Annotated in this window: 17 protein-coding genes; 6 read left to right on the top strand and 11 right to left on the bottom strand. The window is 57.8% G+C overall.

Annotated features, from left to right (window positions below; translation table 11 throughout):
• Position 1 precedes the first annotated feature (1 nt).
• Genes cydB through cydC form a run of 3 tightly spaced genes read left to right on the top strand, consistent with a single transcriptional unit; the run spans position 2 to position 4,307 of the window.
• On the top strand, positions 2–1,003 hold the full coding sequence (cydB, locus tag ACJO3M_RS06315; RefSeq protein WP_407000522.1) for a cytochrome d ubiquinol oxidase subunit II: 1,002 nt from the start codon (positions 2–4) through the stop codon (positions 1,001–1,003).
• Complete coding sequence (gene cydD, locus ACJO3M_RS06310) at positions 1,004–2,695, top strand: thiol reductant ABC exporter subunit CydD (RefSeq protein WP_407000521.1); 1,692 nt, start codon at positions 1,004–1,006, stop codon at positions 2,693–2,695.
• Complete coding sequence (gene cydC / locus ACJO3M_RS06305) at positions 2,688–4,307, top strand: thiol reductant ABC exporter subunit CydC (protein WP_407000520.1); 1,620 nt, start codon at positions 2,688–2,690, stop codon at positions 4,305–4,307. The genes cydD and cydC overlap by 8 nt, the downstream gene beginning before the upstream one ends.
• Positions 4,308–4,314: 7 nt before the next feature.
• Here the strand turns inward: cydC and ACJO3M_RS06300 are convergent, their stop codons facing one another.
• Positions 4,315–5,556 (bottom strand): saccharopine dehydrogenase family protein, encoded by a 1,242-nt coding sequence (locus tag ACJO3M_RS06300; RefSeq protein ID WP_407000519.1) that lies wholly within the window; start codon positions 5,554–5,556, stop codon positions 4,315–4,317.
• An 11-nt stretch (positions 5,557–5,567) separates the two neighbouring features.
• Positions 5,568–5,969: a hypothetical protein gene (locus tag ACJO3M_RS06295; protein ID WP_407000518.1), complete on the bottom strand. Its 402-nt coding sequence runs from the start codon at positions 5,967–5,969 to the stop codon at positions 5,568–5,570.
• A 110-nt stretch (positions 5,970–6,079) separates the two neighbouring features.
• On the opposite strand from ACJO3M_RS06295, the gene ACJO3M_RS06290 reads away from it, so the two are divergent.
• Both ACJO3M_RS06290 and ACJO3M_RS06285 read left to right on the top strand, forming a co-directional pair.
• Positions 6,080–6,406 carry a hypothetical protein gene (locus ACJO3M_RS06290; protein WP_407000917.1) on the top strand — a complete coding sequence of 109 codons (327 nt, stop codon included), beginning with the start codon at positions 6,080–6,082 and terminating at the stop codon, positions 6,404–6,406.
• 12 nt (positions 6,407–6,418) lie between these two features.
• On the top strand, positions 6,419–6,880 hold the full coding sequence (locus ACJO3M_RS06285; protein WP_407000517.1) for a hypothetical protein: 462 nt from the start codon (positions 6,419–6,421) through the stop codon (positions 6,878–6,880).
• Between the two features lie 27 nt (positions 6,881–6,907).
• Here the strand turns inward: ACJO3M_RS06285 and ACJO3M_RS06280 are convergent, their stop codons facing one another.
• Entirely contained in the window at positions 6,908–7,849 is a 942-nt protein-coding gene (locus tag ACJO3M_RS06280) for an electron transfer flavoprotein subunit alpha/FixB family protein (protein ID WP_407000516.1), read from the bottom strand.
• Positions 7,850–8,599, bottom strand: a complete 750-nt coding sequence (locus ACJO3M_RS06275) for an electron transfer flavoprotein subunit beta/FixA family protein (RefSeq protein WP_407000515.1) — start codon at positions 8,597–8,599, stop codon at positions 7,850–7,852.
• Between the two features lie 528 nt (positions 8,600–9,127).
• Here ACJO3M_RS06275 and ACJO3M_RS06270 point away from each other — a divergent pair.
• Entirely contained in the window at positions 9,128–10,780 is a 1,653-nt protein-coding gene (locus ACJO3M_RS06270; RefSeq protein ID WP_407000514.1) for an electron transfer flavoprotein-ubiquinone oxidoreductase, read from the top strand.
• A gap of 147 nt (positions 10,781–10,927) precedes the next feature.
• Here the strand turns inward: ACJO3M_RS06270 and ACJO3M_RS06265 are convergent, their stop codons facing one another.
• The 7 genes from ACJO3M_RS06265 to ACJO3M_RS06235 form a co-directional block, all read right to left on the bottom strand.
• Positions 10,928–11,389 (bottom strand): FKBP-type peptidyl-prolyl cis-trans isomerase, encoded by a 462-nt coding sequence (locus ACJO3M_RS06265; RefSeq protein WP_297794253.1) that lies wholly within the window; start codon positions 11,387–11,389, stop codon positions 10,928–10,930.
• A gap of 202 nt (positions 11,390–11,591) precedes the next feature.
• Positions 11,592–12,164, bottom strand: coding sequence for a DUF1285 domain-containing protein (locus tag ACJO3M_RS06260; protein WP_407000513.1), 573 nt, complete (start codon positions 12,162–12,164; stop codon positions 11,592–11,594).
• A 3-nt stretch (positions 12,165–12,167) separates the two neighbouring features.
• Positions 12,168–13,064, bottom strand: a complete 897-nt coding sequence (locus tag ACJO3M_RS06255) for a radical SAM protein (protein ID WP_407000512.1) — start codon at positions 13,062–13,064, stop codon at positions 12,168–12,170.
• 41 nt (positions 13,065–13,105) lie between these two features.
• Positions 13,106–13,555, bottom strand: coding sequence for a SixA phosphatase family protein (locus tag ACJO3M_RS06250; RefSeq protein ID WP_407000511.1), 450 nt, complete (start codon positions 13,553–13,555; stop codon positions 13,106–13,108).
• Between the two features lie 27 nt (positions 13,556–13,582).
• On the bottom strand, positions 13,583–14,650 hold the full coding sequence (locus ACJO3M_RS06245) for an NAD(P)H-dependent glycerol-3-phosphate dehydrogenase (protein WP_407000510.1): 1,068 nt from the start codon (positions 14,648–14,650) through the stop codon (positions 13,583–13,585).
• Between the two features lie 69 nt (positions 14,651–14,719).
• Positions 14,720–15,211: an STAS domain-containing protein gene (locus ACJO3M_RS06240; RefSeq protein WP_406985269.1), complete on the bottom strand. Its 492-nt coding sequence runs from the start codon at positions 15,209–15,211 to the stop codon at positions 14,720–14,722.
• 14 nt (positions 15,212–15,225) lie between these two features.
• Positions 15,226–16,434 carry a PP2C family protein-serine/threonine phosphatase gene (locus ACJO3M_RS06235; protein WP_407000509.1) on the bottom strand — a complete coding sequence of 403 codons (1,209 nt, stop codon included), beginning with the start codon at positions 16,432–16,434 and terminating at the stop codon, positions 15,226–15,228.
• Positions 16,435–16,547 lie beyond the last annotated feature (113 nt).

Genomic DNA, 16,547 nt, shown 5'->3' with positions numbered 1-16,547 from the left:
TATGGAACTGTTTGATCTGCCCCTTATCTGGGCCTTCATTATTGGTTTTGGCATCATCATGTACGTGTTGATGGACGGGTTTGACCTGGGTGTTGGCATTCTCTTTCCCTTTGCGCCTTCCGAGGAAGACCGGGATACCATGATGAACACCGTCGCCCCGGTATGGGACGGCAACGAGACCTGGCTGGTGCTGGGCGGCGCCGGGCTATTGGCGGCGTTCCCGATGGTGTATTCCATCCTGCTGCCGGCCCTGTACATTGGTGTGTTCCTGTTACTGGCTGGGTTGATTTTCCGGGGCGTGGCGTTCGAATTCCGCTTCAAGGCCAACACATCCCGCTATCTCTGGAACTGGGCGTTCGCCGGTGGCTCCACGTTGGCGGCGTTTGCCCAGGGCGCGGTGGTTGGCGCCTACATCCAGGGGTTTGAAACCATGGATGGCGTGTACGTCGGTAGTGCCCTGGACTGGTTAACCCCGTTCACGGTGCTGACCGGGCTCGGCATGCTCGCCGGTTATGCGCTGCTCGGCACCACCTGGCTGATCCTGAAAACGGAAGGTCGCCTGCAGGACTGGGCGTACAAGCTGGCCCTGCCGCTGCTGGGCGGCGTGCTGGTGGTGTTTGGGATTATCAGTGTGTGGACACCGTTTGTGGATGACATGGTACGGGACCGCTGGTTCTCCAACCTCAGTGTGATCTGGATTCTGCCGGCGCTGACGCTGCTGTGTGCGTTCCAGATTTTCCGGTCGGTCCGCAAGCGCTCTGAAGGCATGCCCTTTGTTGCCACCATGGGATTGTTCATCTTTACCTACCTGGGCCTGATCGTCAGCCGCTGGCCCTATGTGGTACCACCGGATTACACCCTGTGGGATGCGGCCTCCGCCTATGAGTCCCAGCTGTTCCTGTTGCTTGGTCTGCTGTTCGTGATTCCCATTGTGCTGACGTATACCGCCTGGACGTATTGGGTATTCCGCGGCAAGGTCCGGGCCGGCGAGGGATATCATTAAGTGACCGAACCGACGCCTGCGGACGTCCGGACATGGCTGGGTGAACTGGCCCGGGGCAGCCGCTCCCTGATTCGGGGAGCGGTTATCGCGGGCACGGTGGCCGGGCTGGCCACCATTGCCCAGATGGCGTTGCTGGCACGCATTGTCTACCTCGGCGTGGTCGATAAGGCGCCGGTAACCGAACTGGGTGCCCTGTTCGCCGGGCTGGTGGCTGCCATCCTGGTTCGTGGTGTCGCCCAGGGCCTCCAGACCCGGGTGGCGGCACAATGCAGCCGCAAGGTGCGCGCGGATGTCCGTCGTCAGCTCAATCGTCACTGGCGGGCCTGTGGCCCGGTTCATCTCGGGCAGCAATCCGCAGGTACGCTGGCGCGGGAATGGATTGACCATGTGGATGCCCTGCATGGTTATTTCGCCCGTTTCCTGCCGCAACTGGTGCTGGCCGTTGCACTCCCGCTGATCATTCTGGTGGTGGTATTCTGGCTGGACTGGCTCGCGGGCATTTTCCTGCTGCTGTCCGCGCCCCTGATTCCGATATTCATGGCCCTGGTGGGGATGGGAGCGGAAAAGCTCAACCAACAGCATTTTGAAACCATCAGCCGGCTGTCCGGCCAGTTTCTCGACAAGGTGCGCGGGCTCACCACTTTGCAACTGTTTGGCGCGACGGATACCGCCATTACCGCCATTCGTGAACGCTCGGATCGCTACCGCAGAATCACCATGAAGACTCTGAAGGTGGCCTTCCTTTCCTCCGCCGTTCTGGAATTCTTTGCGTCGGTCGCTATTGCGGTCATCGCCATCTACATCGGGTTTGGCCTGCTGGGTTACATCGCCTGGGGCCCCGCCGGAGAGCTGACGTTGTTTTCGGGCCTGTTGGTGTTGTTGCTGGCACCGGAGTTTTTCCAGCCCCTGCGTACCCTCTCCCAGCACTATCACGACCGGGCTGCAGCACTGGGCGCCAGCGCCGAACTTCTGGCCAGGTTGCGCTCGACACCCGAACCCCATTCGCGACCAGTCACCGCGCCAACACAGCAACAAGGGGTAAATGGGAACAACAGCCGGATTAGCCTGCAGGGTATCTCGATGAGGTATGGCGATGGCCCGCCGGTTTTCAGCAATCAGTCCCTAGTCGTTGAACGGGGTGATATTGTTGCCCTGACCGGACCCTCCGGGGGCGGCAAGTCTACCCTGCTTCAGATCCTGGCCGGTTTCATCCGTCCCGATGAAGGCACTGTTGACGTGTTCGGCCAGCCCGCCGGCAGTTTCCGCTTTGGCTGGCTCGGGCAGTCAGCGTTTCTGGTGCATGGCAGCTGGGCGGATAACCTGCGGCTGACCACGCCGGATGCATCGGACATCGCCATTGAGGCGGCGCTGCGGCATGTGGGGCTGGGATACCTGATCGACAACCGGGACCAGGGAATCTACAGCACCGTCTCCGAGGATGGCCAGGGGCTGTCCGGCGGTCAGGCCCGGCGCCTGAGCCTGGCCCGGATCTTTGTGGCGGATTATGACCTGATCCTGCTGGATGAGCCGACCGCCGGGCTGGACACCGACAGCGAGATTTTCGTGCTGGAGGCGTTGCACAAACTGTCGGTTGCCGGCAAAACGCTGATCTTTGCCACTCACCACCAGGCGCTGCTCACGCTGGCCAACCGTATTCTACTGGTCTCGCAGGGAGAGGTTCGCAATGCCTGAACTCAAACCCTGGCTGGCACTGATCTTCCAGCGCCCGGGGCGGCTGATAACCGGCGGCCTGTTAATGTTGCTGACGCTGCTTGCCGGTATGGGGCTGCTGGCACTTTCAGGCTGGTTTATTACCGCAACAGCACTCACCGGACTGCTGCTGGCTGCCGGTGTGCAGGCGTCCCTCAATCTCTATATACCCGGTGGCGGTATCCGGTTGTTTGCGGTCACTCGGACCGTGGCGCGCTATCTTGAACGCGTCTACAACCACGATACGGTGCTGAGACTGCTCACCGATATCCGGGTTACCCTGTTCCGTCAGCTGTCCCTGGCCAGACGCGGCAGCCGGTCAGCCCTCAGGGGCTCACAGTGGCTTTCACGGCTGACCAGTGATGTGGATGCGCTGGACACCCTGTACCTTCGACTGATCGCCCCGACGGCGCTGGCCGCATTGGTGACCATGCTCCTGGTGATCACGGCGGCCCTGTTTTACAGCTGGCAACTGGCGCTGATCCTGCTCGCCCTGCTAACCGTGGCGTTCGTGGGGGCGACGGTGGCGGTATTTTTCAGAACCCGCGCGCTGACCTCTCGGCAAACCGACGAAACCGAGGAAATCCGCACCGGAGTGATAGAGCATCTGGATGGGTTTGCTGAGCTCACCGCCGCCGGACGTACCGGAAAGCATGCCGCCTGGCTGCTGCGTAACGCCTCCTGGGTGACACGGCAGCAGGCAGAGACGGAAACCCGCGTGGGCTGGCACTCTGCCCTCACCCAGGTATTGATCAACCTGGCGGTGGTTTGTGCGCTGTGGGTGGGGCTACAGCTCTACAGCATTGATGCCATTAGCGGTCCGGTCATGGTGTTGCTGCCCATCGCGCTGCTGGGGTTGGGCGAAGTCTACGCCATGCTGCCTGACGCCTTTGGCCGACTCGGTGGCACGATAGCCTCCGCCGCAAGACTGAACCGGGACTGTCACGATGCGCCTGATGGCCATCCGGCCCCGGAACCCAGCCCTGCCTTGCAGGAAAATGTAGCAGTCGAGATCCGTAACCTGACCCTGCGGCACCCGAACCATCCACCGCTGATGACCCATTTCAACCTGTCCGTCGAATGCGGGCAGTGGCTGGGAATTATCGGGGTATCCGGTTCCGGAAAATCCTCACTCGCCGACGCCCTGGCGGGACTGATAACGCCAACAGCCGGCTCGCTGATCACCCGGGAATGTTGCTACCTGACGCAACAACCGGTGTTGTTCGAGGATACCTTGCGGTCCAATCTTTTGCTGGGTAATCCGGATGCCACGGATCAACAGCTTTGGAGCGTACTGGAACTGGTGGGTATGGCGGAACGATTCGTTCATGAGCCGGAGCAGCTGAATACCTGGCTTGGCGCCAGTGGCAGCCGTTTATCGGGAGGCGAGGCCCGGCGCATTGCCCTGGCCAGGGTGTTGCTGACGTCTCGCCCTATTGTCATTCTGGACGAGCCATTCACTGGCGTGGATGCCACAACCCGCGACCGGATCAATGCGCGGCTGCCGGCCTGGCTCAGCGGGAAAACCGTGATCAGTCTGGGCCACGCGCCGGAAGCCATTCCCGGCCCCGGCGCGGTGGTTCACCTCAGCTAGGATCGCTTCAGCGGGTTTCCACTACCTCAAAGGTCAGGCCCGCTTTGGAGGTCAGGCGCTCAAGCAGTTTGCCATCCAGCAGCGATGCCGGTGTCCAGAAACCGCCCGGCTGCTCGGCGGGCACATCAAACGCCAGGCACATGCCTGCCTCACCCAGCATTTTACCGGTGGAACCGTACCCCGGGTCCTGATCGCCGGTTACCTTGGTGATGATGGTTTTGCCATCCTCGGTCCGGCCAACAAAACGCAGATCGTAGAATCCGGCTTTCTGGGCTTCCGGGCTGGGCCCTTCGCCGGGCTTGGGCACGAACTTCTCCACCAGCCAGCGGGTCGGCTTGATGGCAGAGGCGGTAAAGAACCCGGCCAGGCCGCCGATGATGGCGTACGAAGCCAGCCGCCCCCTGGCGCCACGGCCGGTCATCATCGCTTCGTCGTAAGTGAATTCCTTGCCGTACCGGGCATCCTGCAAGGCGTTGGAGCGATGCACCACCCGGGTATTGATCGCGCCCATCACAAAGGGTGCGAGCCAGACATTGAAGGTTTTGTCGAATTCAGCGCCTTTGAGGCTTGGCTGACGGGTTGTCGAGCGGTGCTCCGGCGGACAGATGGAGAACGGGTTCGCCAGTTCCTTTCGCAGCTGGGGATCCGCTGCGGCTTCCCTGGCCACGTTCATCATGGAAGCCACGGTACCCCCCGAAAACTCGCCTTTGGCGACCTTCACCCGCATACGAACATCACGACAAGGCGCGCCAAAGGTCTCCTCCGCTTTATTCTGCAGGAACCAGACGCCCATATCCGACGGGATGGAGTCAAAGCCGCAACAATGGACAATGCGGGCGCCGGACGACTGTGCCTCTTCCTCGTAGCGCTCGACCATCTTGCGAATCCATTGTACTTCCCCGGTCAGGTCGCAGTAATCGGTTCCGGTGCGCACACAGGCCTGAACCAGAGGCTCACCGTATAACGCGTAGGGTCCGACCGTGGAGATGATGACCCGCGTCTGGTCGCACATTACCTGCAAGCTGGACTCATCGGCGGCATCAGCAATGATGACTGGGAGTTCCGTACCTTTGGGCCCCAGATCGCCCTTGAGCTTGTCGAGTTTGCCCTGTGAACGTCCGGCGATTGCCCAGGAAACCGATTGCCCCACTCCGTAGGTCTCCAGCAGATACCGCGTGAGGATCTGCCCTACAAAACTGGTCGCCCCGAAGACCACCAGATCATAGGTTGTGTCCGTTGATTTTGTCATTGTTCATCCTTTTATTTATTACGTTGGAAAAAGTGCATGAAAATCGCGACGCCCAGGCCCCAGAAGCCGTTCAGTACCAGCCCGCCAATCCAGGTCTGGGCGGACACATCAAGGCTTTTCAGGGGAAATACGACCAGCATGGCAACTGCAGTGGGACCGATAGCGCCCACAATGACATGACCAAGCCAGAATTTTATGCCGGCCATTCTCCCCAGAATAGCCCACAACAGGACACCCCAAAGGCCTCCGAAAAACGCCAGGGATACCACCGCAGGTACGCCAAAAGGCGGTACAGCAGTCATGTTGAACGGCGCAGCTGGGACCATGCCCCCAAGGTAGAACAGTGCAAACAAGCCCTGGTGGAAAACCAGGGTGGCGAGAAAGCCACTGACAAACGCCTTGAACCAAACCATGTAATATCTCCTGAAAATGACCGTCGGCACGGCCAATCGTTTGTCACAATGTATCCGGCACACTGCAGGAAACACAATGAAAAACACACACGTCCCGGAGGTCAACCTTGGTGACACTGTTACTGATACTGAGCCTGTTACTTGCCGCCTTCAGTGCCTTTCTTTTCTGGCAGATCTGCGAGCAGCGTAAAGTCATCGCCCAGATGATGGAAAGTGATGACATCACAGAACCGGATCGGGACCCGGAGCTGATCCTTACGCTGCGGGTTGTGGATCCGATTTCCGTAGCCAAGCGGGAGTCCCGTTCAGCCCGCGTTCTGGCCGATCACCTGCCTGTTATGGTACGAAAAATGGTGTATCAGGAAGTGATGAAGGAGCTGGAACGGGAACTGGATGAACGTGAAATCGACGTGCAAATGCACATTGAATATCGCTGATTGAGGTAACCCATGTCTACTCTGATTGCCTCTGCCGCCCTGTTGACAGCAACCACAGCCGGCCTTTCCTACACATACTGGCAACTACTCGACAGCCGTCGCCGTCTGCGGGTGGTGAACTCCCACCGTATTGCGGCGAACAGTGCCATCCAGAAAAGCCGGATGGACCTGCTGGAAGTCCGTAACCGTGCGAAGTTGCTGGAAGAAACCGTCACCGGCGGCGCGACGGCCGTGGAGAAGGTCCACAAGGCCATTTCCTCGACCACCTTTGGGCTGATTGATCATTTCTCCCGGGATGACCAGTTCCGTCAAACTGCCCGCAAGGCCCGGGAAACCCATGACCAGACCAGCCAACAGATCTACCATGGCGTGCGCACCACCAATCGGGCGCTGCACATACTGGCCGACACCCTGATTATCGGCAAAGCGGAAAAACGGATCGTTTCCAGGAAGCATAAAAAAAGGCACCCGTAGGTGCCTTTTTTCTGAGAGATCCGAAAGTTACAGAACTTTCTTCAACTCTTCCTCAAGCTGCGGAACCGCTTCGAACAGGTCCGCTACCAGGCCATAATCGGCAACCTGGAAGATCGGCGCTTCCTCGTCCTTGTTGATCGCAACGATCACCTTGGAGTCGGACATACCGGCCAGGTGCTGGATGGCACCGGAGATACCAACAGCGATGTACAGCTGCGGTGCAACGATCTTACCGGTCTGACCGACCTGCATGTCGTTCGGTACGAAGCCGGCATCAACGGCAGCGCGGGATGCACCCACGGCGGCGCCCAGCAGATCTGCTACCTGCTCCAGCATCTTGAAGTTGTCACCGTTCTGCATGCCACGGCCACCGGAAACCACAATACCGGCACTGCCGAGGTCCGGACGATCAGACTTGGCCAGCTCTTCGCCTACGAAGGTAGACAGGCCGGCGTCTTTCACCACGTCCAGCTGCTCAACGGAGGCGGAACCGCCTTCTGCTGCAACCGGATCAAACGCGGTCGGACGCACGGTGATGACCTTGATGGCATCGTTCGCCTTCACAGTGGCGATGGCGTTACCAGCGTAGATCGGACGAACGAAGGTGTCTTCGGACTCGACGCGCATGATGTCGGAGACCTGAGCCACGTCCAGCAGCGCAGCAACGCGCGGCATGAAGTCCTTACCGGTGGTACCGGCAGCAGCCAGGATGTGGCTGTAGCCCTTACCCACTTCGGCAACCAGTTCACCCAGGTTTTCAGCCAGGAAGTGACCGTAAGCGGCGTTGTCGGCAACCAGAACCTTGTTGACGCCTTCGGCCTTGGCAGCAGCTTCCGCCACCGCACCACAGTTCTCGCCGGCAACCAGTACGTCGATGTCACCGCCGATGGCCTTGGCAGTAGCGACTACGTTGAGGGTCGCCTGCTTCAGGCTGCTGTTGTCGTGTTCAGCAATTACAAGGATGCTCATTTAGATCACCTTCGCTTCGTTCTTCAGTTTATCGACCAGCTCAGCAACGTCAGCTACCTTCACACCCGCCTGACGGGAGGCCGGCGCTTCCACTTTCAGAGTGGACAGACGATTGGCAATGTCGACACCCAGATCGGCCGGGCTCATGGACTCGAGCGGCTTCTTCTTGGCCTTCATGATGTTCGGCAGCGAAGCGTAACGCGGCTCGTTCAGACGCAGGTCGGTGGTGACCACGGCAGGCAGGTTCAGAGCCAGGGTCATCAGACCACCGTCGATTTCACGGGTGACGTTGACCTTGTCGCCTTCAACAACCACTTCAGACGCGAACGTGCCCTGACCCATACCGGTCAGCGCGGCCAGCATCTGGCCAGTCTGGTTGTTGTCGGAATCGATGGACTGTTTACCAAGGATAACCAGCTTGGGCTCTTCCTTCTCTACCACAGACTTGAGCAGCTTGGCCGCTTCGAGAGACTGAACCTCTTCGTCTGTTTCGATGTGGATACCACGGTCAGCACCCAGTGCCAGAGCAGTACGGATTTGCTCCTGGGCGGCCTTCGGGCCGATGGATACCACCACGATTTCACTGGCAACGCCCTTCTCTTTCAGACGAACCGCTTCTTCTACAGCGATTTCGCAGAACGGGTTCATTGCCATCTTGACGTTGGCGAGATCAACGCCGGTGTTGTCCGGCTTGACGCGCACCTTTACGTTGTAGTCGATAACTCGTTTTACAGCGACCAGAACCTTCATAGATTCCTCGTTCTTCTACGATGGGTTTAATGACTCGCAATCAGAAACACTCTCAAAACACGACTCCACGTATGCGGAAAACAGAGTGTTTCTCGATTCCTGTCGTTTCGATGTGAGGCCGGAATTAAGGGCTTCAGACCGAACGTTCAAACAGCGGCCTCACGCGGGGCCTGCTGTCACGGCGGACTTATACTGCAGGCAAAGGTGCACGGGGTCAATAGCCCCATTCGACACGCCACGCCTGTTTTCACAGCCAACTGAACCGTGTTGACTCAGCAAAGCTGTGAGACGATACTAAAAAACGACTCAGAAAGCACGCTTAGTACCTTTATTAACAATGCCAAAGGACAGGCCAAATTTCAAACAAACGTTTGTTTGATTTCCGATATGCGCTACCCTTTAGGTTATCAAGTCGGGCTATTCGGCTTTGGGGAGTCGTCTATACGGAGTTTTACCGGTATGATAACCCCCCTGAATTATCCGCCTGCGGGCACATAATATCCATTAAAGAAGTATGAGGAGACCAACGTGGAACGCGAATCGATGGAATTTGATGTTCTTATCGTCGGCGGTGGGCCCGCTGGCCTTTCGGCAGCCTGCCGGGTCATGCAGCTGGCGCAGGAAGCTGAGCAGGAACTGACGGTCTGTGTCGTTGAGAAAGGTTCCGAGATCGGCGCTCATATCCTGGCCGGTACCGTATTTGAGCCAACCGCGCTGAACGAACTCTTCCCTGACTGGAAAGAGAAAGGCGCACCGCTCAACACCCCGGTTACCCGGGATGACATTTTCCTGCTGAAGAACCAGGAAAAAGCCACCAAGATCCCCAATGCCTTTGTGCCCAAGAACATGCACAACCACGGCAACTACATCATCAGCCTGGGCAATCTGTGCCGCTGGCTGGCCGAGCAGGCCGAAGCCCTGGGCGTGGAAGTCTACCCGGGCTTTGCCGCTTCCGAGACCATCATTGAAGATGGCCAGGTAAAAGGCATCATCACTGGTGACATGGGCGTGGCCCGTGACGGCAGCGAGAAAGACGGCTACATGCCGGGCATGGAACTGCGCGCCAAGTACACCCTGTTCACCGAAGGCTGTCGTGGTCACCTGGGCAAGCGCCTGATCAATGACTTCAAGCTGGACGAAGGCAAGGACCCCCAGCACTACGGTATTGGTATCAAGGAACTGTGGGACATCGATCCGGCCAAACATGAGCCAGGTCTGGTGGTTCACTCCACTGGCTGGCCGCTGAGTGAAAGCGGCTCTACAGGCGGCTCCTTCCTGTACCACCTGGAGAACGGCCAGGTGTATGTCGGCCTGATTACCGACCTGTCCTACAGCAACCCGCACCTGAGCCCGTTTGGGGAATTCCAGCGCCTCAAGCTGCACCCGGAGTTCAAGCAGTATCTGGAAGGCGGCAAGCGTGTTTCCTACGGCGCCCGCGCCATCACCAAGGGCGGCTTCAACTCTCTGCCGAAGATGAGCTTCCCGGGTGGTCTGCTGCTGGGCTGTGATGCCGGCACCCTGAACTTCTCCAAGATCAAGGGCTCCCACACCGCCATGAAATCTGGCCTGCTGGGCGCGGAAGCGGTGTTCGAAGCGTTGAAGGAAGGCAAGTCCGGTGAGGAAATTACCAGCTTTGCCGATCGCTTCAAGGACAGCTGGCTCTACAAAGAGCTGTATGACGAGCGCAACTTTGGCCCGGCCATGCACAAGTTCGGCAACGTGGTTGGCGGCGGCATCGCCTTCTTCGAGCAGAACATCCTGCGTCGCAGCCTGCCGTTCACCCTGCACGACACCATCCCGGATTACGCCACCCTGAAACCGGCGTCCGAGGCCAAGGAGATCAATTATCCGAAGCCGGATAACACCCTGACCTTCGATCGCCTCTCCTCGGTGTTTATTTCCAACACCAACCATGAGGAAGATCAGCCGGTTCACCTGAAACTGACTGATCCGGACATTCCGCTGAAGGAAAACCTGCCCAAGTTCGACGAGCCCGCGCAGCGCTACTGCCCGGCCGGCGTATATGAGGTGGTTGAAGCCGAAGACGGCAGCGGCAAGAAGTTCCAGATCAACGCCCAGAACTGTGTTCACTGCAAGACCTGTGATATCAAGGATCCTGCCCAGAACATCAACTGGGTGACTCCGGAAGGGGGCGGTGGTCCCAACTATCCGAACATGTAAGTTCGGTTTCCGGTACAAAAAAACGGCCCTTTATGGGTCGTTTTTTGTTTGGGGTGTCGGATTAGGCGCAGCCGTAATCCGACAAAACCTGCAGACATAAAAAAACGGCTCACAAGGAGCCGTTCTTCGATAACGCTTCGGAAAAGCTTAGTGCACGTGGCCGTGCTCTTGCTCTTCGTCGGTCGCATCACGAGTCTCTACCACTTCTACGTCGAAGTGCAGAGTCTGGCCAGCCAGCGGGTGGTTGGCATCGATGGTGACGGTCTCGTCGCCAACTTCAACTACACGAACAACCTGAGGGCCGCCCGGAGTCTGTGCCTGGAACTGCATGCCCGGCTCGATAGTATCAACGCCTTCAAATGCAGAACGGGGAACCGGCTGGATCAGTTCTTCGTTAACTTCACCGTAGCCTTCACCGGGCTCGACAGTAACTTTAGCCTGGTCACCGGCGTTCTTTTCGTTCAGCGCACTTTCCAGTCCGCCGATAATGTTTTGCGCACCTTCCACATAAGACAGAGGCTCACGACCTTCTACACGGGAAGAGTCAAGCTGCTCGCCCTGGTCATTAGTGAGTGTGTAATGGATGGTGACAACACGAGGTTGGGCCATGTGATCTCCTTGCGTGTCGCAATGACTGTTTAATTGAATTTGGGTAATCGCAAGTATTCATGAACAGCCATACTGCACAGAGGGACTAACGACCACCGGGCCTCGTTAGAGAGCCAGGCTCGGTAACAAGATCGAAAATACAGTTTAACAATTGTAGGACTGCCTTTTCTACCGTCAGTTATTTGGGGCGATGTCAGTCTTTTCAACTCCCCTGCCCGATTTCGTAAAAATTTCCGCCGCTCCACACTCCCAGTATCGGTGAGCCGTCATCCGTCTGGCCCTCGCTGACATGCTCAGCCAGGTCGTAATACGCTGCTGTGACCAGCCTTGCCTCCAGACCATGCCGCACAACTACCACCGGTCGTGGCTCGTCGCTGCCTGGATAGCGCCCGACACTCAGCGGATGTTCGTTGCCGACAGCCAGGGTTTCCCCCACATTGGTTGTGAGGTATAGCGTCTGGTCGGCGCCCTGGCCCTTCACCTGAAGGGTGTGGGCAAGCAATGGTGCATCTTCCACCTGGACGCGCCATTTCTCGACCGGCGTTACCAGGTAATACTGGCCATCGTCTTCCCGGCGAAGAATGGTTGAAAACAGCCGGACAATCGCTTCTCTGGCGAGAGGTTCGCCTTCATAGATCCATTGTCCATCCCGGGTAATGCGGATATCGATGTCTCCGGACAGCTCCGGATTCCACTTGTCCAGCGGGGGCAGGCCCTTGCCTGAGTCACCCGATTGCTCAACCTGCTTCGCAATGTTCTCCGGCTTATGCGCCATGATTTAAAGCCCTCTCATCCATTCCGGCCGCAAGGCCGCAGTGCCGGGGCTGGAGATCGCCAGATTCACTTCGTCCAGCAGCCGCTGCTTGTCGCGCCCAAGTGTGCCCTTCAATACCAGGTAATTGGAGGCGTGGTCACTGCGGAAGATCGTTCGGTCCAACTCCAGGTGTTCGAGAAACAGGCGGATCTCACGAAACAGACCGTCCTGGTTCAGTGGTACGAAATCATCGCCAAATCCCTCACGAAATCTTTCCTCACCCTGCGGAAAGCTCACCACCAGTGTGGACAGATAATCCGGCTGGGTGTCACTGCAGAGTTTCGCGGTGTTGATGGCGTGCTGCTCTGACAGGGCTTCACCGCCAAGACCATTGAGAACCATCACCGAACTGGTCAGCCCCGCTTCGCGGATTTTCAGCAGTGCGGACCGGGTGGATTCGCCGGTTTCCCCTTTGTTGACCCGACGCAGGATCTCATCGTCACCGGATTCCATACCAACATACAGAATCTTCAGCCCCGCCTCCCGCAGCTGGGTAAGCTCTTCAACGGTTTTCCTGGCGAGGTTTCTTGGCAGGCAATAGCTGGATACCCGCTGAAGATCCGGAAACGCTGCTTTCAGGTCCGCGAGGATTTCAAGCAATCGGCGGGTGGGCAGCACCATGGCGTCACCGTCCGCCAGAAACACGCGGCGAACCCCGCCCAGGCTGCGTGCCGCCTTATCGATATCTGCACGTACGTCCTCCGGCTTCCTTGCCCGGAACTTCTTCTGGGGCTGAGTGTACATTTCGCAAAAGGTGCACTTGTTCCAGGAGCACCCATTGGTGACGGGCAGGATAAGGGACTTGGCCTCGCTGGGCGGGCGGAATACGGGTTCGATGTAATCAATCGGGAAACTGTACATAAATGATTCGGGTGCTCTCTGTTGGCTTTGACTCGCCTCGCTCAGGGCAGAAACTGTGCCCGTATATCGGCGCAACCAGGCCCTACCACCGGCATCTCCAACAATATGGCCTGGGAAGTCATGAACGGAATACCACGACGGTGCCCATCCACCAGCAAGGTAGACAGCGCACCCACAAATGGCATGTGCGACACCAGCATCAAGGGTGATGTCGCTGCCTCGAGCAATTCGTCGAGGCAGCGGCCGGGATCGTCATCCGGCGTTATGAAGTCCTTTTCAATAACCGGGCAATTGATAATTTCGGACATGATGGCCGCTGTCTGCCTCGCGCGGACCAGCGGGCTGCACCAGACAGCCTCCGGGCGCCAGGGTGATTCGGCGATGTCTGCCGCAACGGTGGCGACCGATGCACGCCCTGCTTCGGTCAGCTCACGTTCCTGATCGATGGTGTGCCACCCGGCCTCACCATGACGCATGACAATCAGATGCAAGGGCCACCTCCGGCTGTCACTGGTTGGTTATTGGCTAATGGTCCGGGGCAGAATAAATTCCACATCGGAGTTCTGAACCGACATCATCAGGCTGTTAATGACCGCACTGATGGAAGCGGAGTCATAAAGAATCTCGTAGAGGCCACGGACCAGAGGCATGTAGATACCAATCGCCTCAGACTTTTCCTTGACCAGCTTCAGGGTGTAAATGCCTTCGGCCACCTGTCCCAGTTCCGCTACGGCATCGTCGAGCTTCTTGCCTTTACCGACCGCGTAACCGACCCGATAGTTCCGGCTTTTCGACGAGGTACAGGTCACGATCAGATCGCCGACACCGGCCAGCCCCATAAAGGTCATCGGGTTGGCGCCAAGACTGACGGCAAACCGGCTCATTTCCGCCAGGCCACGGGTCATCAGCATTGCCTTGGCGTTTTCCCCAAGGTCAAGCGCGGACGCGAGGCCGGAAACAATGGCGTATATGTTCTTCAGGGCCCCGGCCAGTTCAACACCGTAAACGTCCACGTTGGCGTAGACGCGAAAATACTCGCATCCGAGCAGGTCCTGTACGGCGCGGCGCACTTCCGGATCCTTGGCGGCAATAACAGTGGCGGTCAGGTCCTTGTTGACGATCTCGCCCGCCAGGTTGGGGCCGCTCAGCACACCGATACGACAGCGCGGGATCTCTTCCTGCAGGATTTCACTCATCAGTTTGAAACCGTGCTCTTCGATACCCTTGGTCAGACTGATGACAATCTGGTCGTCGGAAAATTCCGCGCAATGGTCACGAATAACGACCCGAAATGCCTTGCTGGGAATCGCCAGGAATACAACCTCGGCCTTGTTGACGGCGGCCGCCAGGTTGGTGGTTGGCTGGATATCACCGGTCAGTTCGATGCCGGGCATATAGCGGCTGTTGACGCGGGTACTGCGGATCTCTTCTACCTGGGCTTCGTCGCGCATCCAGAAGTGTACGGTGTGGCCGTTATCCGCCAGCACTTTGGTCATGGCGGTACCGAAACTGCCGCCGCCCAGCACTGCAACATCACGGCCCGTGGAGGAAGCCCCTGTTGTTTGCGGGTCGTTTTTTTCAGGCATAGGTTGTCCGTTCTTTTATTGGATCGAATGAGGTCGCGGCTGCCATTCTCACAGGAGATGTGGCCGTGATCAGCCGTGCTCTTCACATTCCAGGGCGCGAACCAGATTCTTGAACTCTTCCCGGTTGCGGCTGTTCAGCCCCATCAGGACCCGGTGAGCGTCCAGTACTTTGTCGCGAACCTGCTGTTCGCTGGCACGCAGTACGGGAATTTCCTCGAGTTGTTCAATCCGGGATGCGGGCTCACGAACAATGATGAAGATCTTGTCGAAACCCATGGAAGTGATGATTCGGGTAATATCAGGGTTGGTGGATACCAGTGTGGGCAGGAAATGGCTTCGTTTCTGGGCGGCCATGGCGATCTTTGCCAGCAACCCCAGGGTGGTGCTGTCGATGATCTCGCACTCGGTAAGATCAATCACCACGGTTTTGAAGTCTGGATCCTGGGTGATGGACTCAACCAGATTATCCAGCGTCGAACACAGGTTCAGCCGGATTTCCCCGATAAACTTCAGGAGGTAAATACCCTGATTTTCAGCTTGCAGGATCTTGTAACCAGCCATGTTATACACTGCCACTATTCCGACGACGTGTTTTCTGAACCGGATTCGGTATCAGTAACCGAAACGATCGCGATATCGTCCGGCAACTCTGTAATCGCATCGAGATTCAGAGCCTGGTTCAGCGATGCGATAGTGTGACGACCTCCCGACACGAGTTCAAGTAGTGTCTGCTCCTTTTCATCCAGGCTTTTTGCCCGGATAACCTCAAGTATGCCATCCGAAAACAGAATGAGCCGGAACGGTTGCTCAAGCGGTACTTGATATACTTCCCACTCCGGTGCTTCAAATAGCCCTACGGGCAAGCCGCTTCCTTCCAGAAAGGATGTGCTGCCGCCCTCGAAGGAAAGAATCGGCATCGGGAAGTGGGCGCCTACCGCATAACTTAATGTACGCTCATTCACGGAGATTATGCCAACGAATACGGTTACGTGTTTACCGAGTCCGGTATCCAATAGCTCCGAATTGATCCTGCTCAGGAACCGGTCAGGGTACAGGATGTCATCACTGGACCCGCGCCGAAGGTTCCGCTGAAGCCGGTTGGTGAGGTTTTTCAGCAATACCGTAACGAACGCTGAGCTGGCGCCATGGCCGGAAACGTCGGCAATATAGACCAGCACTTTGTCTTTCGATATCCGGAAATAGTCCAGAAAATCGCCGCTCAGGTACAGGGATGGCTTGATCAGGTGAGACACGCTGAGGTCCGCCAGGCGCTGGTCGTTGTCCGGCAACATGCGCAGTTGTACCTTGCGCCCTGCCCGCTGATCCGCCCGCAACTCGGCAATCCCGTTGCGCAGGTCCCGGTTGGCTTCCTCCAGTTCCAGGCGGTACAGTTGGTTCAGTCGATTCACTCGAACCCGATCGAACAGCTTGCCGATGACATCGTCCAGGGCGCCCTTGTCGTCGGAACAATGCTTCAGGAAAAAGTCTGCGGCACCGGCACGAAGGGCATCCACCACAGCAGCGGAATCCGCTGCATCGGAACAGGCCACTATCGGAGTGAATGTCTCCAGGTCTTCCAGCCTTGAGGCCAGGTCATGGATCTCGGCGGGCAATATGTCGGCGAAGATAACATCAGGAACGGTCTGATCGAACATGTGGAAGGCCGCGCCAATGTCAGCGCATCCGGTGACGTAGAAGCCCCGTGCCTCCAGGTGCCGGCTCAATTCTGAGCGTGCCTTTTTGTCAGCATCAATAATTAATATGCGCTCGGTGCGCGAGGTCATGGCTTCTGCCCTAAACTACCATCGGTAAAGGATAAATCGGGTACTTAACGCCTATTCTGGCACGACCCTGTGATATAACAAGGCAAGTTTGATGATTTTGGGGGAACCAGGCA

The organism is Marinobacter alkalisoli (genome assembly GCF_045449795.1).
Classification (GTDB): Bacteria; Pseudomonadota; Gammaproteobacteria; order Pseudomonadales; family Oleiphilaceae; genus Marinobacter.
The sequence above is the reverse complement of the archived record's forward strand: the minus strand, read 5'-3'. Positions and strand labels throughout refer to the sequence as shown.

Excerpts from the sequence above, each read along its gene's own strand:
- ACJO3M_RS06245 (WP_407000510.1), bottom strand. The coding sequence starts at position 14,650 with ATGCCTGAAAAAAACGACCCGCAAACAACAGGGGCTTCCTCCACGGGC.
- ACJO3M_RS06240 (WP_406985269.1), bottom strand. The coding sequence starts at position 15,211 with ATGGCTGGTTACAAGATCCTGCAAGCTGAAAATCAGGGTATTTACCTC.
- ACJO3M_RS06255 (WP_407000512.1), bottom strand. The coding sequence starts at position 13,064 with ATGTACAGTTTCCCGATTGATTACATCGAACCCGTATTCCGCCCGCCC.
- ACJO3M_RS06285 (WP_407000517.1), top strand. The coding sequence starts at position 6,419 with ATGTCTACTCTGATTGCCTCTGCCGCCCTGTTGACAGCAACCACAGCC.
- ACJO3M_RS06300 (WP_407000519.1), bottom strand. The coding sequence starts at position 5,556 with ATGACAAAATCAACGGACACAACCTATGATCTGGTGGTCTTCGGGGCG.
- ACJO3M_RS06280 (WP_407000516.1), bottom strand. The coding sequence starts at position 7,849 with ATGAGCATCCTTGTAATTGCTGAACACGACAACAGCAGCCTGAAGCAG.
- ACJO3M_RS06260 (WP_407000513.1), bottom strand. The coding sequence starts at position 12,164 with ATGGCGCATAAGCCGGAGAACATTGCGAAGCAGGTTGAGCAATCGGGT.
- ACJO3M_RS06275 (WP_407000515.1), bottom strand. The coding sequence starts at position 8,599 with ATGAAGGTTCTGGTCGCTGTAAAACGAGTTATCGACTACAACGTAAAG.
- ACJO3M_RS06295 (WP_407000518.1), bottom strand. The coding sequence starts at position 5,969 with ATGGTTTGGTTCAAGGCGTTTGTCAGTGGCTTTCTCGCCACCCTGGTT.
- cydB (WP_407000522.1), top strand. The coding sequence starts at position 2 with ATGGAACTGTTTGATCTGCCCCTTATCTGGGCCTTCATTATTGGTTTT.
- cydC (WP_407000520.1), top strand. The coding sequence starts at position 2,688 with ATGCCTGAACTCAAACCCTGGCTGGCACTGATCTTCCAGCGCCCGGGG.
- ACJO3M_RS06265 (WP_297794253.1), bottom strand. The coding sequence starts at position 11,389 with ATGGCCCAACCTCGTGTTGTCACCATCCATTACACACTCACTAATGAC.
- ACJO3M_RS06235 (WP_407000509.1), bottom strand. The coding sequence starts at position 16,434 with ATGACCTCGCGCACCGAGCGCATATTAATTATTGATGCTGACAAAAAG.